Genomic DNA, 15,446 nt, shown 5'->3' with positions numbered 1-15,446 from the left:
GGATCAGCCGACGTGGACGCCCTCGGGTACGTCGCCCGCGAGCTCGGTGTGCTTGACGTTGAGCAGCAGCCAGATGACCAGCGACGTCCCCCAGATCATGAACGCTCCCACGAGGAACGCGTGGGTCGCGCCGTCGGCGAATGCCGCACCGGTGTTGAGCGGGTCGCTCGGGTCGGCCGCCATCAGGCTGCCGAGCTTCTCGGTGGTGTAGTGCGAGGCGACGGCGGAGAGGGTCGCGAGGCCGAGTGCGCCGCCGACCTGCTGCATGGTGTTGAGCACGCCGGAGCCGATGCCGGCGTCCTGGGTGCGCACGCCGTGCACGGCGGTGAGCGTCATCGGCACGAAGGTCAGGCCCATGCCGAGCGACATCAGGACGACGTACGGCGCGATGTCGGTCCAGTAGCTCTCCTGGCCGAACTCCAGGCGCGAGAACATGAACAGCGCGAATCCGGCGAGGATGGTTCCGGTGCCGGCGAGGAAGCGCGGGTCGACCTTGGAGGCGAGCTTCGAGGAGAGCGTGGCGCCGAACACCATGCCGACCGCGAACGGCAGGAACGCGAAGCCGGTCTTGAGCGGCGAGTAGCCCATGATGTTCTGCACGTAGAGCGAGAGGAAGAAGAACATCGCGAACATGGCCGCGGGGGTGACCATCATGGACACGAACGCGACGGCTCGGGTGCGGCTGGCGAAGATCGACAGCGGCATGAGCGGATGCTTGATCCGGGTCTCGATGAGGACGAACGCGATGAGGGCGACCACGCCGACGACCATCGCGGTCACGGCGAGCGGGTCACCCCAGCCGTAGCTGGCGCCGTGCGGGTTGACGGCCGTGACCGTGTCGGGGTCGACGTTGCTGGTGCGGGTGATGCCGTAGACGAGGGCCAGCAGGCCGCCGGTGCCGAGGACGGCGCCGGGGAGGTCGAGCGTGCCGGCGTGGTTGTCGGTGTCGGGCAGCAGCCTCGGCGCGAAGTACGCCGCGGCGAGGCCGATCGGGACGTTGATCAGGAAGGTCAGGCGCCAGCCCCAGCCGGGGTCGAGATCGGTCAGCCAGCCACCGAGCACCAGGCCGATCGCGGCACCGATGCCGGACATCGCGGCGAACACGGAGAACGCGCGGTTGCGCTGTGGGCCGGCCGGGAAGGTCGTGGTGATCAGCGCCAGGGCGGTCGGCGAGGCGAGCGCGGCGCCGACACCCTGCAGGCCTCGCGAGCCGAGCAGCATGGCCTCGTTCTGGGCGATGCCGCCGAGCGCCGAGGCGACCGCGAAGAGGGTGACACCGGCCATGAACACGCGGCGGCGGCCGTAGAGGTCGCCGAGCCGGCCGCCGAGCAGCAGCAGGCCACCGAAGGCCAGTGCGTACCCGGTGACGACCCACGACAGGTTCGACGGGTCGATCGCGAGGTCGGTGCCGATGTAGGGGAGGGCGATGTTGGCGATGGTGCTGTCGAGCACCACCATCAGTTGCGCCACGCAGATGAGGAGGAGAGCCCAGCCGGCATGCTTCACGGCGGGGGCGGCCTGCTGCCTCTCGGGCAGGTCGGAGGCGGTCGTTTCGGCCACAAGGGTTCCTTGGTGTGCGGAGGAGTGGTGGAAGGTCAGCCGCGGGTGGCGGCCGGGAGGATGACCTGGTCGACGACGCGGGTGATCAGGTCGGGGGTCGGCGGGTCGCCGAGGAGGAAGCTGCGGTGCAGCACGATGCCGGGCAGCGCCGCGGTGAGGATGTCCAGGTCGATGTCGTCACGCAGCTCGCCCCGCTCGTGGGCCCGCTGGTAGACCTCCCGGGCCACCGCGACCTTCGGCGCGATGAACCGCTCCCGGAAGGCTGCCGCGAACTCGGGGTCCCGGCTGATGGCGGTGACGACGCTGCCGAGGATCGCGGTCTGGTGCTCGTCGGTCAGGCCACCGTGCCCGCAGAACATCGCGAGCAGGTCGCCCCTCAGGCTGCCGGTGTCCGCGGGGACCTCCGGCGGGGTCTTCTGTGCCATGAGGGCGTCGATCACGAGCGGCGCCTTGCCGTCCCACTTGCGGTAGAGCGTGGCCTTGGACGCCTTCGCCCGGGTGGCCACGGCATCCATGGTGAGCCGGTCGTAGCCGACGTCGACGAGAACCGCCAGGGCGGCGTCGAGGATCTCCTGCTCCCGGTCTCCCTCGACCCGGGGGCGGGCCGGGACGGGGCGGCGGCCGAGACGAGAGACCATGCATGGAACGGTACGGTTCCGTTTCGTCGTAGGCAAGTCACCGGACCCCGGACGGCATTCGGGGCCCGCCGGAGGATCTCCTCCGGCGGGCCCCGTGCCTGGTGCGGGTGGGGGTCAGCCCACGTGGACACCCTCGGGTGCATCGGTGGCCAGCTCGGTGTGCTTGACGTTGAGGAACGCCCAGATCACCGCGGAGGCCGCCAGCATCAGGATCGACGCGACGAGGAACGCGTGGGTGGCGCCCTCGGGGAAGCTGGACCCGAAGATCGCGGCGTCCAGGAAGGTCTGGCCCGTCCCGGAGACCGCCGCGCTCGGGTCGCCGCCGCCGGCGGTGATCGCGTCCGCCATCGGCCCCGCGACCGCAGTGGCCTGGTTGTTGGAGAAGTGCAGCGCCACGGTGCTCAGCGTCGCGAGTCCGAGTGCGCCGCCGACCTGCTGCATCGTGTTGAGGACACCCGAGCCGATGCCTGAGTCCTCGGCGCGGACGTGGTGCACGGCCGTGAGCGTCATCGGCACGAAGACCAGGCCCATGCCGATCGACATCAGCAGGATGTACGGGAAGACGTGCGTCCAGTAGTTGATGTCCGCCCCACCGTCGGCCAGCGCCGTGAGGACCGCCTGCGGCGACTCGTCGATCGGGATCCGCGAGAACATGAAGAGCGCCCCGGCGGCCAGCAGGGTGCCGACGCCGGCCAGGTAGCGCGCGTCGACGCGCGCGACGAGGTTGGACGCCAGGCCCGCGCCGATCACGATGCCGAACGAGAACGGCAGGAACGCGAAGCCCGCCTCGAGCGGTCCGAAGCCCATGATCTGCTGGATGAACAGGCTCAGGAAGTAGAACATCGCGAACATGGCGGCCGGCGCGATCATCATCGCCGCGAAGCTGGTGGCCCGCGTGCGGTTGGCGAAGATCCGGATGGGCAGCAGCGGGTGCGCGACCCGCGACTCGATCACGGCGAAGGCGACCAGCAGGATGACGCCGCCGGCCAGCGCGACGATCGTCTGGGCGTGGTCCCAGCCGTAGGCCTCCTCGCCGGCCCGGGAGAGGCCGAAGACGATGCCGAGCAGGCCGAGCGTGCCGGTGATGGCGCCGGGCACGTCGAGCTCGCCCACGTGGGTCTCGGACTCCGCCAGGACGCGGGGCGCCAGGAAGGCGGCGATCAGCCCGATCGGGACGTTGATCAGGAAGGTCAGCCGCCAGCCCTCGACGTCGATGCCGACGATCGAGTCGAAGCCGGTCAGCCAGCCGCCGAGGATCAGGCCGATGGCGGCGCCGACGCCGGACATCGTCGCGTAGGCGGCCATCGCGCGGTTGCGCTGCGGGCCGGCCGGGAAGGTGGTGGTGATCAGCGCCAGGGCCGCGGGAGCGGCCATGGCGGCGCCCAGTCCCTGCAGTGCGCGGGAGGCGAGCAGGAGGCCCTCGCTGGTCGCCAGGCCGCCGAGGAGCGAGGCGACCGCGAAGACCGCCAGGCCGAGCATGAACAGCCGGCGGCGGCCGTAGAGGTCGCCGAGCCGGCCGCCGAGCAGCAGGAGGCCGCCGAAGGCGAGGGCGTAGCCGGTCACGATCCAGGTCAGGTTGGCCTGGGAGATGGACAGGTCCGCGCCGATGTAGGGCAGCGCGATGTTGGCGATCGTGGCGTCGAGCACCACCATCAGCTGGGCCGTGAGGATCAGCACGAGCGCGAGCCCGAGGTGCTTCTTGGGCGGCTCCTCGATCCCGGCGGGCGAGGTCTTCGCCGCAGGGTCGAGCGATTCGACGTCGGTCATGACGGTTCCTTCGTGTGGATGGTGAGCGGGCGGTGCTTCGTCAGCCGCGGGTCGCGGCGGGGAGGATCACCTGGTCGATGACCCGGGTGATCAGGTCGGGGGTCGGCGGTTCGCCGAGGAGGAAGCCGCGGTGCAGCACGATGCCGGCCAGCGCCGCGGTGAGGATGTCCAGGTCGATGTCGTCCCGGATCTCACCGCGGTCCCGGGCACGCTCGTAGATCGTGCGGGACGCCGCGACCTTGGGGGCGATGAACTGCTCGCGGAAGGCGGCCGCGAACTCGGGATCGCGGCCGATGGCGGTGACCACGCTGCCGAGGAGCGCGTTCTGGTGCTGGTCGGACAGGCTGCCGTGCTGGCAGAAGGTGGCGATCAGGTCGTCGCGGAGGCCGCCGGTGTCGGCCACCACCACCTGCGGTGCCTTCTGCGAGCGGAGCGCGTCGATCACCAGCGTGGCCTTGCTCTCCCACTTGCGGTAGAGCGTGGCCTTGGACGCCTTGGCCCGGGTGGCCACGGCGTCCATCGTGAGCCGGTCGTAGCCCACGTCCACGAGGACCTCGAGCGTGGCGTCGAGGATCTCCTGCTCGCGGTCTCCCTCGACCCGGGGACGGGTCGGCGTCTCGGGGGAGCTCGGCTTGCGGGGTGACACGGTGGCCTCCGGAACAGATGGTACGGAACGGTTTCGTTTCCATAGATAGTACGGAACGGTTTCGTTCTGTCAACGTGACCCCGCTCTCCTGCATTCCCGACTCTGCCGGAGACCGCCGACAGTCCTCGGCGGTCCGTCGGCTGATCACGGGCATGCCGAGGACATCGCGGGCACGCCGTCGGCGGACCGTCGGCGGAACGCGGCAAGATGTCCCCCATGACCCAGGCCGACCTGCCCGTCGTACCGCCCTCGGCCCGCGACGAGCACGCCACGCTCGTCGACGAGGTGGAGGAGGCCCGCTGGCGCTACTACGTGCTCGACCAGCCCACTCTGTCCGACGCCGACTTCGACACGCGGATGCGGCGCCTGGAGGAGCTCGAGGAGCAGTACCCCGAGCTGCGCACGCCGGACTCGCCCACGCAGAAGGTCGGCGGGGCGGTGGCGACGGAGTTCACCGCCGTCGACCACCTGCAGCGGATGGAGAGCCTGGACAACGCCTTCTCCTTCGAGGAGCTGGAGGCGTGGTACGCCCGGCTCGGCCGCGACGGCATCACCGACGCGCCTCTGCTGTGCGAGCTCAAGGTCGACGGCCTGGCCATCAACCTGCTCTACGAGCAGGGCCGGCTGGTCCGGGCGCTGACCCGGGGTGACGGGCGCACCGGCGAGGACGTGACGCCCAACGTGAAGACGATCGCCTCGGTGCCGCACCGGCTGACCGGCACCGACGAGTTCCCGGTGCCGGCGCTGGTCGAGGTGCGCGGCGAGGTGTTCCTCCCGGCCGAGGCCTTCGAGGCGCTCAACGTGACGATGACCGAGGCCGGCAGGCCGGCCTTCGCCAACCCCCGCAACGCCGCCGCCGGATCGCTGCGACAGAAGGACCCGCGGGTCACCGCCACCCGCGCGCTCGGCATGGTCTGCCACGGTGTCGGGGCCCGTGAGGGCTTCGAGCCACGCGCTCAGTCCCAGGCCTACGAGGCGCTGGCCGCCTGGGGGCTGCCCGTGTCCGAGCAGGTGCGGGTGCTGTCCGGCCTCGCCGACGTCCAGGGCTATATCGAGCACGCCGGCGACAACCGGCACTCGATCGTGCCCTACGAGATCGACGGCGTCGTGGTGAAGGTCGACGACGTCTCGCTGCAACGCCGACTGGGCTCCACGAGCCGGGCTCCGCGGTGGGCGATCGCCTTCAAGTACCCGCCCGAGGAGGTCAACACCAAGCTGCTGGACATCGCGGTCAACGTCGGCCGCACCGGCCGCGTCACGCCGTACGGCGTCATGGAGCCGACCAAGGTGGCCGGCTCCACGGTGGAGAACGCCACGCTGCACAACTTCCACGAGGTCGAGCGCAAGGACGTGCGGCCGGGGGACACCGTCGTCCTGCGCAAGGCCGGCGACGTGATCCCCGAGATCGTCGGCCCGGTGCTGCCGCTGCGGCCCGACGGGCTCGCGCCCTGGGTGGCGCCGACCACCTGCCCGGCGTGCGCGACCGAGCTGGTCGAGCAGAAGGAGGGCGACAAGGACCGGCGCTGCCCCAACCACGAGAAGTGCCCGGGACAGGTGCGCGAGCGGGTCTTCTTCGTCGCGAGCCGCAACGCCTTCGACATCGAGGGCCTGGGCTACGAGGCCGCGGTGGCGCTGCTCGACGCGGGCGTGATCGCCAACGAGGGCGACGTGTTCGACCTCGACGCCGACAAGCTGCGGGCCACCGAGCTGTTCACCCGCGCGCCGAAGAAGGACGAGGACGGTCCGCAGCTCAGCGCCAACGGAGAGAAGCTGCTCGCCAACCTCGACGCGCGCAAGGACGTCGCACTGTGGCGGGTGATCGTGGCGCTCTCGATCCGGCACACCGGGCCCAGCGCCTCGCGCGCACTCGCGCAGGAGTTCGGCTCGATGGCCGCCATCCGGGCGGCGACCGAGGAGCAGCTCGCCGCCGCGGAGGGCGTCGGGCCGACCATCGCGAGGGCGGTCATCGAGTGGTTCGAGATCGACTGGCACGTGGCGATCGTGGAGAAGTGGACCGCCGCCGGCGTCTCCATGGCCGATCAGCGCGACGAGTCCGTCGCCCGCACCCTCGAAGGCCTCACCGTGGTCGTCACCGGCTCCCTGCAGGACTTCTCCCGCGACTCGGCCAAGGAGGCGATCCTGTCCCGCGGCGGCAAGGCCGCCGGATCGGTCTCCAAGAAGACCGACTTCGTCGTCGTGGGCGAGAGCGCCGGCTCCAAGGCCGAGAAGGCCGAGCAGCTCGGGGTGCCGGTGCTCGACGAGGACGGGTTCAAGGTGCTGCTGGAGAACGGTCCGCCCGTCGTGGAGGACACCACGGAGGGGGAGTGACCGACCGTGACCACCCGTGCCGCCCAGGCGGAGCGTGAGCGCAGCAACCGGCTGCTGCTGCGTGCCCGGGACCTGATGGACCGCTCCTACGCCGAGCCGCTCGACGTCGACGCGCTCGCCCGGGTCGCGCACTGCTCCCCGGCCCACTTCATCCGCACGTTCCGGGCGGCCTTCGGCGAGACGCCCTACCGATACCTCCAGCGTCGGCGGATCGAGCGGGCGATGGCGCTGCTGCGGACCTCCGACGAGCCGGTCCAGGAGATCTGCGTCGCGGTCGGCTGGACCAACCTGGCCACGTTCACCCGGACGTTCCGACGCGTCGTCGGCGTCCCACCGTCCGCCTACCGGGCGGCGGTGCCGGCGCCGCCGGGCGTCGTCCCGACCTGCTTCGCCAAGGCGTGGGAGAGGCCGAGCAGTTTCGGCACAACGCCGCGCTCCCGCCCGGCCTAGCGTGGGCGCATGCTCACTCACACCAGGCTCTCCTCCCTCTTCGTGCTCGACCAGGACGAGGCGCTCGACTTCTACGTCGGCGTGCTCGGCATGGAGGTGCGCACCGATGCCGACCTCGGATTCATGCGCTGGCTGACCGTCGGCGTGCCGGGTGACCCGGACCGAGAGATCCTGCTGGAACGGCCCGGCCCGCCCTCGATGGACGAGGAGACCGCCGCGCAGGTCCGCGACCTGCTGACCCGGGGCGCCGCCGGTGGCTGGGTCGCCCTCGCGACGGACGACGCCCAGGCGGCCTACGACGCCCTGGTCTCCCGAGGCGTCGACGTCACCGACGAGATCAGCGTCAAGGACTACGGCACCGACTTCGGTATCCGTGACCCGTTCGGCAACAAGCTCCGGATCGGCCAGATGTCCGGCTGAGGCCGCCGGACCCTGCCCGGCCGGGGCACACTGGCACGATGAGATGGCTGCGTCGGATCGCGCCGGTCCTGGTCCTGGTGTCGCTGGCGACCGGGTGCTCCGATGCGGAGGGGCCCGGTGCCGGTCCGACGACGCCCCCACCGCTCCCGTCCGCCACGAGCGACAGCGCTCCCGCGAGCGCGGAGCCCCCTGCCGCCGTACCCCACCGGGTGTCGTTGCCCGCGCTTGCGCAGAAGGCGTTCGACGGCGGCGGACTCACCCTGGGCGAGGAGGTCGCGCGCACGGCGCGGCACCGGCAGTACGCCGTCACCTACCGCGGCGGCGGACTCACGGTGTCCGGCCGGCTCGCGGTGCCGGAGGGACCGGGACCGTTCCCGGCGGTCGTGCTCGCGCACGGCTACATCGATCCGGCGATCTATGCCAACGGGCAGGGGATGACCCGGGAGCGGGCGTGGTTCGGCGACCACGGGTACGTCGCACTGCACGTCGACTACCGCGGCCACGCCGGCTCGGACGCCGACGCGAGCGGCGGCCTCGACATGCGGATGGGCTACACCGAGGACGTCGTCAACGCGGTCCTGGCGCTGCGGGCCTGGCCCGGCCCGGTCGATGACGAGCGGGTCGCGCTGGTGGGCCGGTCGATGGGCGGTGGCGTCGTCTACAACGCGCTCGTCGTGCGGCCCGGCCTCGTCGACGCGGCGGTCGTGTTCGCGCCGGTGAGCTCGGACGCCGTCGACAACTTCGAGCGATGGATCCGCCCCGACCCCGCGCGCGACGGCGTCGCCGGCCGGATCCTGCGGCGCTACGGCGAGCCGGCCGCCAACCCGGCCTTCTGGGCGGGGATCAGTGCCCGGACCTACTTCGGCGACGTCACCGAGCCGGTGCTGATCCATCACGGCACCTCCGACGACTCCTGCCCGATCCGGTGGAGCCGGGCGACGACCCGGCTGATGGAGCGGACCGGCGTCGATGTGACGATGCGGACCTACGTCGGTGAGGAGCACGCTTTCGGCCCGCAGTGGGACCTGTCGATGCAGCGGACCGGGCGCTTCCTGCGGCGCCATCTGGCCTGAGTCTCGTCAGGCGTTCGCCCGCAGCCAGCTCTCGGCGCTGTCCGGGTCCGGCAGCAGGACGACGTCCAGACCAGGATGCTCGAGCGTCGCCGTGCCGACCCAGCCCAGGTCGGGTGGGCGCACGTCGGATCGGATCCGGCGCAGCGTGCGTCGTACCCGACCGGCGAAGCCGGCCGCCTCCAGCTCGACCTGGAGGAGCACCTCCGCCCGCGCCAGGAGCGCGGGGCGCGCCCACTCCTCGTCGGCGGTCGTCACCCAGCCGTCGAACGCCGCGAGCGCGGCCAGCTCGGCAGGACCGGACAGGTCCGTGAGCGGAACCAGGGGGACGTCGAGCGCCGCCGCGAGCCGCGTCAGGAAGGCCGTCAGCTGCTCCCCCGGGGCGCCGGCGACGACCACGCGCTGCGGGAGGCGGCGCGGAACGGGAGCGAGGGCGTGCACCCGGCGGATTCTAGGGACCGCCCCGGGACCTAGAATCGCCGGCATGTCTCAACTCACCCGCGACGAGGTGGCCCACCTGGCCGATCTCGCCCGGATCGACCTCGACGACGCCGAGCTGGACCACCTTGCGCCCCAGCTCAACGTGATCCTCGAGGCGGTCGCGTCCATCAGCGGGGTGGCCGGCGACGACGTGCCGCCGACCTCGCACCCGATCCCGCTCACCAACGTCTTCCGCGAGGACGTGGTCGTGCCCGGCCTGACCGCCGAGCAGGCGCTGTCCGGCGCGCCGGAGGCCGAGGAGCAGCGGTTCCGGGTCCCGCGGATCCTGGGGGACGAGCAGTGAGCGACGAGCTGATCAAGAAGACCGCCGCCGAGCTGGCCGACGCGCTGGCCGCGGGCGAGACCACCTCCGTCGAGGTCACCCGGGCGCACCTGGACCGGATCCTGGAAGTCGACGGCACGGCCGAGTCCGGCGTGCATGCCTTCCTGCACGTCGACGCCGAGGGCGCGCTCACCCAGGCGGCGGAGTCCGACGCGCGGCGCACGGCGGGTCGGGCGCGGCACCTGCTCGACGGCGTCCCGATCGCGGTCAAGGACGTCCTCGCCACGCAGGGGCTGCCCACGACGTGCGGCTCCAAGATCCTCGAGGGCTGGGTGCCGCCGTACGACGCGACGGTAGTGCGCCGGATCAAGGACGCCGGTCTGCCGATCCTCGGCAAGACCAACATGGACGAGTTCGCCATGGGCTCCTCGACCGAGCACTCGGCGTACGGACCGACCCGCAACCCGTGGGACCAGACCCGGATCCCGGGCGGCTCCGGTGGCGGCTCGGCCGCGGCGGTGGCGGCCTTCGAGGCGCCGCTGGCCCTCGGCACCGACACCGGCGGCTCGATCCGCCAGCCCGGTGCCGTCACCGGCACGGTGGGCGTGAAGCCGACCTACGGCGGTGTCTCGCGCTACGGCCTGGTCGCGCTCGCCAACAGCCTCGACCAGGTGGGCCCGGTCACCCGGACCGTGCTGGACTCGGCGTTGCTGCACGAGCTGATCGGCGGGCACGACCCGCTCGACTCGACGTCGGTCGACGCCCCGGTCGACGGCTTCGTCGCCGCTGCGCGCCAGGGCGCCACCGGTGACCTGAAGGGCCTCAAGGTCGGCGTGATCAAGGAGCTCGCCGGTGAGGGCTGGCAGCCCGGCGTCATGCAGCGGTTCGCCGAGACCGTCGACCTGCTCACGGAGCTGGGTGCCGAGGTCACCGAGGTGTCGTGCCCGACCTTCGTGCACGCGATGGCGACCTACTACCTGATCCTCCCGGCCGAGTGCTCCTCGAACCTCGCCAAGTTCGACGCGATGAGGTACGGCCTGCGCGTCGTACCTGATGGCGACCCGAGCGCCGAGGCGGTCATGAAGGCCACCCGCGACGCCGGCTTCGGCGACGAGGTCAAGCGCCGCATCATGATCGGCACCTACGCCCTGTCGAGCGGCTACTACGACGCCTACTACGGCCAGGCGCAGAAGGTCCGCACGCTCATCTCGCGCGACTTCGCGGCCGCGTTCGAGGGCGTCGACGTGCTGGTCTCGCCGACGTCGCCCACGACGGCGTTCCCGCTGGGGGAGAAGCTGGACGACCCGCTGGCGATGTACCTGCAGGACCTCGCCACGATCCCGGCCAACCTGGCCGGCGTACCCGGCATCTCGGTCCCCGCCGGCCTCGCGGACGAGGACGGCCTGCCGGTCGGCTTCCAGGTGCTGGCACCGGCCCTCGCCGACGACCGGCTCTACCGCGTCGGCGCAGCTGTCGAGGCCGCCCTGACCGATCGCTGGGGTGGCCCCATCCTTGCGAAGGCTCCGACCCTGGAGGGCCCCCGATGACCGACATGCTCGTCCCGTTCGACGACGTCGTCGCGTCGTACGACCCCGCGCTCGGCCTGGAGATCCACGTCGAGCTCAACACCAACACCAAGATGTTCTGCGGCTGCCCCGCCTCCTTCGGCGGCGAGCCCAACACGCAGGTCTGCCCGACCTGCCTGGGCCTGCCGGGCGCGATGCCGGTCGTCAACGGCAAGGCCGTGGAGTCGGCCATCCGGATCGGCCTCGCGCTCAACTGCGACATCGCCGAGTGGTGCCGCTTCGCCCGGAAGAACTACTTCTACCCGGACATGCCGAAGAACTTCCAGACCTCCCAGTACGACGAGCCGATCGCGTTCGAGGGCTACCTCGACGTGGAGGTGGAGGGCGAGACCTTCCGCATCGAGATCGAGCGCGCGCACATGGAGGAGGACACCGGCAAGTCGTCCCACGTCGGTGGAACCGACGGCCGGATCCACGGCGCCGACTACTCGTTGGTCGACTACAACCGGGCCGGCATCCCCCTGATCGAGATCGTCACCAAGCCGATCCTCGGCACGGGGGAGAAGGCGCCGCTGGTCGCCAAGGCCTACGTGTCCGCGATCCGTGACCTGATCGTCGCGCTCGGTGTCTCCGACGCCCGGATGGACCAGGGTTCGATCCGCGCCGACGTGAACCTGTCGTTGGCGCCGAAGGGCTCCGGCGTCCTCGGCACGCGGTCGGAGACCAAGAACGTCAACTCGCTGCGCTCGGTCGAGCGCGCGGTCCGGTTCGAGATGTCCCGGCACGCCGGGATCCTCGACGCCGGTGGGTCGGTCCTCCAGGAGACCCGCCACTTCCACGAGAACGACGGGACCACCTCGTCGGGCCGCGAGAAGTCCGACGCCGAGGACTATCGCTACTTCCCCGAGCCGGACCTGGTGCCGGTCGCCCCGAGCCGCGAGTGGGTCGAGGAGCTGCGTGCCACCCTGCCGGAGAACCCTGCCGCGAAGCGGGCCCGGCTGCAGGAGGAGTGGGGCTTCACCGACCTCGACATGCGGGACACGATCGGTGCGGGTGCGCTCGCCCTGGTCGAGGAGACCGTGGCCGCCGGCGCCGCCCCGCAGGCCGCCCGCAAGTGGTGGCTCACCGAACTCACCCGGCGCGCCAACGACGCCGGTGTCGAGCTCGCCGAGCTCGCCGTCATCCCGGCCCAGGTCGCCGCGGTGCAGGCGCTGGTCGACGCCAAGACGATCAACGACAAGCTGGCCCGCCAGGTCTTCGACGGTCTGCTCGCCGGCGAGGGCACCCCCGAGGAGATCATCGCCGCCCGCGGGCTCGCCGTGGTCTCCGACGAGGGTGCCCTGTCGGCGGCCGTCGACAAGGCCATCGCCGAGAACCCGGACATCGCCGACAAGATCCGCGACGGCAAGGTTGCCGCGGCCGGCGCGCTGATCGGCGCGGTCATGAAGGAGATGCGGGGCCAGGCCGATGCCGGCCGAGTGCGCGAGCTGGTGCTCGAGAAGCTCGCCTGAGACCTCGGCGGAGCGGGCAGCAGCGACCGGTTTCGATCCGAGACTCCGCTGCGCCCGCTCTGATCGGGCTGGAGGCTCTTCCCGATGACGGCGAGCCCGACGCCCGAGGCTAGACTCGGGTGACACATCAAATACGCCCGTGGTGGGGGAAGCCGGTCGAATCCCGGCGCTGACCCGCAACCGTGGACCGCCCCCTGGGGAGCGGTGAGCCGGAGCACCTGTCGCGGCGCGTCCTGACACAACGCTGTCGTGGAAGAGCAGCGGGTCAGCGGCACAGGAGATCTGGGCCCGCCCGCCGTCTGCAGCGGGAAGGCCCCACATGTCCACTCGTTCCCTCGTACGCCGCACGGTCGCCGCCGTCGCCGGAGGTGCCGTCGTCGCCGGCGGCCTGATGGCCGTCGCTCCCGCTCCGTCCGCCCATGCGGCGCCGGCCAACGCCGAGGCCGCCGCCGCTGCCGGTTGGCTCGCTGACCAGCTCGACGAGACAGGCGTCTTCAGCTATCTCGATCCGTTCTCGGGCACCGAGGTGACCGATATCGGCACCACGCTCGACTTCGGACTGAGCCTGCTTGCGACGGACCCGGACTCCGACCGGGTGACCGCCATCGCCGAGGCGGTCGGGACCCACCTCGAGGACTACGTGGGGGCCACCTACGACGCGACCAAGTCCAGCGCCGTGGCCAAGGCCGCGGCGTTCTACAACGAGGCCGGCTACGACTCGATGGTCGTCGAGGGCATCAACCTGGCCGAGCGTCTGGAAGACAGCGTTGACGCGGAGGGCAGGCTCGGCACGAGCCCCAACGGTGACGTCTACGGGCAAGTCTGGGCGGTCCGCACGCTGTTCGATCTGGGCAGCTCCAAGGCGGACGAGGCGGCCGAGTACCTGATCGACGATCAGCGTTGCGGCACGGCCGGCTGGGGCTACGAGTTCGGTGGTGTCTGCACCTCCGCGGTCGACGGGACGGCCTATGTCGTGCACGCGCTGCTGCCACAGGCCAGCCTCAACCCCGACGCGCAGTTCGCGGTGTGGGACGCGGTGGCCTGGTTGAAGGCCAACCAGCGCGCCGACGGCGGCTTCGGCGACTGGGGCGTCAACAACAATGGCTCCACCAGCGAGGCCAACGGCTCCGGCCTGGCGGCGTGGGCGCTCGGCGAAGCCGGCGAGACCGCCGAGGCAGAGGCGGCGGCAGCCTGGGTTGCCGACCACCAGCTCGTCGACAGTCCTGCGTGCGGCGGTGCCCCCGCAGCCGGCGAGTCCGGCGCCCTCGGCTACGACGACCAGACCATCGAGGACGCGATCCGCTTCGGCATCGTCCCGACCGATCAGCAGACCTGGGTCATCGCCGGTGCCCAGGCCCTGGCCGGTCTGACGTACCTCCCCCAGCGTCCCGGAGCGACAGGCACCGTCACCGGCCCGACCGGCTACGTCCACGCCGGCACGTCCGTGAAGGTCGACGTCGCCGGCCTGCGTCCGGGTCTGACGTCCTGCCTCACCGGTGTCGGCGCTCGCCAGTGGCTCGTTGGGTCCAGCTCCGCGACGGTGCTCGTCCCCGCCGGTACCGGGAGCCACACCCTCACTCTGAGCTATCCCGGGGGCTCCACCACCACGACCCTCAAGGCCCTCGACGCCACGAAGCTCAAGGTCAAGGTCGCCGCCACGCTCAAGGCCAAGAAGAAGGCCACGATCAAGGTCAAGGGCCTCGCGGCCGGCGAGTCGGTCACCGTCACGGTCGGCAAGAAGACCGCGACCGGCACGGCCGACGCCGCGGGCGTCGCGAAGGTCAAGGTGAAGGTGAAGAAGAAGGGCAAGGCCAAGGTCAAGGTGGTCGGTGCGTTCCCCGACCGCAAGGGCAAGGCCACGACCCGGGTCGTCTGATGACCCTCGGCAGCTCTCTGCGCGCGGTGGCCGCGACGATCCTCGTCGCGGCCACCGCCGTGCTGCTCCCCCCGGGCACCGCATCGGCCGCCGCCTGCGGGGGCGCCACGGGCATCACGGTCGTCGTCGACTCCAACCAGCTCGGCGCCGGCATCAGCGCCGGCTGTGACGCGGACGGTGGTGGCACCGCCGCCGGCAACTTCGCGGACGCCGGCTACACGATCGAGTACAGCCAGGCGGCCGGCATGAACGGCTTCGTGTGCAAGGTCAACGGCAACCCGTCCAACGGCGACTGCACGGAGACCGACGCCTACTGGAGCCTGTGGTGGTCCGACGGGGTGTCGGGGACCTGGACGTACGCCGCCCGCGGCGTCGGCGGCCTCCGGGTCCCGGACGGCGGATATCTCGCGTTCGCGTGGCACCAGGGCGGTGGCCGGGCCACCCCGCCCGACGTGGCGCCGACGCCGCGGATCGTGGAGCCCACGCCCTCGCCGGCGCCGTCCGCGGCGGGCGGGACCGGCAGCGGCGACAAGAAGAAGCCGTCCGCCACCAAGAAGCCCACGCCCAAGCCGGCACCGTCGGCGAGCGCGACCTCCGCGTCGCCGACACCGACGGACAGCGCGACCCCGACTCCGAGCACGTCACCCACGCCGACCGAGGCCGCCTCCGCGGTGCCGACGGACGTGCCGACGGACGCGCCGAGCCAGACCTCGACCACGGGCCTGCCCTCCATCGACGAGATCACCGACGGCCCCGAGGCGACCTCCGCCGACACGGACCGGAAGACGGACGACGGCGGGTTCCCGGCCTGGTTGGGCATCGGCCTCGTCGTCGTCGTGCTGGGCGCGGCGGCAGCCGTCCCCGTCCTCCGCCGTCGCAGGACCTGACCGA

14 protein-coding genes are annotated in these 15,446 nt (G+C 71.6%); 9 read left to right on the top strand and 5 right to left on the bottom strand.

The window, feature by feature from the left end; genetic code table 11:
- Nucleotides 1-3 precede the first annotated feature (3 nt).
- The 4 genes from KVF89_RS08935 to KVF89_RS08920 all read right to left on the bottom strand — a co-directional run bounded on the left by KVF89_RS08935 (nt 4) and on the right by KVF89_RS08920 (nt 4,611).
- Nucleotides 4-1,560, bottom strand: coding sequence for an MFS transporter (locus KVF89_RS08935; RefSeq protein ID WP_257424997.1), 1,557 nt, complete (start codon nt 1,558-1,560; stop codon nt 4-6).
- A gap of 35 nt (nt 1,561-1,595) precedes the next feature.
- Nucleotides 1,596-2,198, bottom strand: coding sequence for a TetR/AcrR family transcriptional regulator (locus tag KVF89_RS08930; RefSeq protein WP_257424996.1), 603 nt, complete (start codon nt 2,196-2,198; stop codon nt 1,596-1,598).
- 114 nt (nt 2,199-2,312) lie between these two features.
- Complete coding sequence (locus KVF89_RS08925) at nt 2,313-3,965, bottom strand: MFS transporter (protein ID WP_257424989.1); 1,653 nt, start codon at nt 3,963-3,965, stop codon at nt 2,313-2,315.
- Between the two features lie 40 nt (nt 3,966-4,005).
- Entirely contained in the window at nt 4,006-4,611 is a 606-nt protein-coding gene (locus tag KVF89_RS08920; RefSeq protein WP_257424985.1) for a TetR/AcrR family transcriptional regulator, read from the bottom strand.
- Between the two features lie 216 nt (nt 4,612-4,827).
- Between KVF89_RS08920 and ligA the strand changes: the two genes are divergently transcribed.
- The 4 genes from ligA to KVF89_RS08900 are packed head-to-tail and all read left to right on the top strand — an operon-like array spanning nt 4,828 to nt 8,882.
- Nucleotides 4,828-6,939 carry an NAD-dependent DNA ligase LigA gene (gene ligA, locus KVF89_RS08915; protein WP_257424984.1) on the top strand — a complete coding sequence of 704 codons (2,112 nt, stop codon included), beginning with the start codon at nt 4,828-4,830 and terminating at the stop codon, nt 6,937-6,939.
- Between the two features lie 6 nt (nt 6,940-6,945).
- Nucleotides 6,946-7,389 carry a helix-turn-helix domain-containing protein gene (locus tag KVF89_RS08910; protein ID WP_257424983.1) on the top strand — a complete coding sequence of 148 codons (444 nt, stop codon included), beginning with the start codon at nt 6,946-6,948 and terminating at the stop codon, nt 7,387-7,389.
- A 9-nt stretch (nt 7,390-7,398) separates the two neighbouring features.
- Nucleotides 7,399-7,809 carry a VOC family protein gene (locus KVF89_RS08905; RefSeq protein WP_257424982.1) on the top strand — a complete coding sequence of 137 codons (411 nt, stop codon included), beginning with the start codon at nt 7,399-7,401 and terminating at the stop codon, nt 7,807-7,809.
- Between the two features lie 38 nt (nt 7,810-7,847).
- A complete protein-coding gene (locus tag KVF89_RS08900) occupies nt 7,848-8,882 on the top strand; it encodes an alpha/beta hydrolase family protein (RefSeq protein ID WP_257424981.1) in 1,035 nt (344 codons plus the stop codon).
- Between the two features lie 6 nt (nt 8,883-8,888).
- Here the strand turns inward: KVF89_RS08900 and KVF89_RS08895 are convergent, their stop codons facing one another.
- A complete protein-coding gene (locus tag KVF89_RS08895; protein WP_257424980.1) occupies nt 8,889-9,320 on the bottom strand; it encodes a hypothetical protein in 432 nt (143 codons plus the stop codon).
- A 43-nt stretch (nt 9,321-9,363) separates the two neighbouring features.
- Between KVF89_RS08895 and gatC the strand changes: the two genes are divergently transcribed.
- The 5 genes from gatC to KVF89_RS08870 all read left to right on the top strand — a co-directional run bounded on the left by gatC (nt 9,364) and on the right by KVF89_RS08870 (nt 15,442).
- Nucleotides 9,364-9,663 (top strand): Asp-tRNA(Asn)/Glu-tRNA(Gln) amidotransferase subunit GatC, encoded by a 300-nt coding sequence (gene gatC / locus KVF89_RS08890; RefSeq protein ID WP_215814895.1) that lies wholly within the window; start codon nt 9,364-9,366, stop codon nt 9,661-9,663.
- Entirely contained in the window at nt 9,660-11,189 is a 1,530-nt protein-coding gene (gene gatA, locus KVF89_RS08885) for an Asp-tRNA(Asn)/Glu-tRNA(Gln) amidotransferase subunit GatA (protein WP_257424976.1), read from the top strand. Before gatC ends, gatA begins: the two co-directional genes overlap by 4 nt.
- A complete protein-coding gene (gatB, locus tag KVF89_RS08880) occupies nt 11,186-12,679 on the top strand; it encodes an Asp-tRNA(Asn)/Glu-tRNA(Gln) amidotransferase subunit GatB (RefSeq protein WP_257424975.1) in 1,494 nt (497 codons plus the stop codon). Before gatA ends, gatB begins: the two co-directional genes overlap by 4 nt.
- 319 nt (nt 12,680-12,998) lie before the next feature.
- Nucleotides 12,999-14,555, top strand: a complete 1,557-nt coding sequence (locus KVF89_RS08875) for a prenyltransferase/squalene oxidase repeat-containing protein (RefSeq protein ID WP_257424973.1) — start codon at nt 12,999-13,001, stop codon at nt 14,553-14,555.
- Nucleotides 14,555-15,442, top strand: a complete 888-nt coding sequence (locus KVF89_RS08870) for a hypothetical protein (protein WP_257424972.1) — start codon at nt 14,555-14,557, stop codon at nt 15,440-15,442. The genes KVF89_RS08875 and KVF89_RS08870 overlap by 1 nt, the downstream gene beginning before the upstream one ends.
- The last annotated feature ends 4 nt before the right edge of the window (nt 15,443-15,446 follow it).

The organism is Nocardioides carbamazepini (assembly GCF_024614185.1).
Classification (GTDB): domain Bacteria; phylum Actinomycetota; class Actinomycetes; order Propionibacteriales; family Nocardioidaceae; genus Nocardioides; species Nocardioides carbamazepini.
Note: the sequence above shows the minus strand (reverse complement) of the source record. Positions and strands in the feature narration are given on the sequence as shown.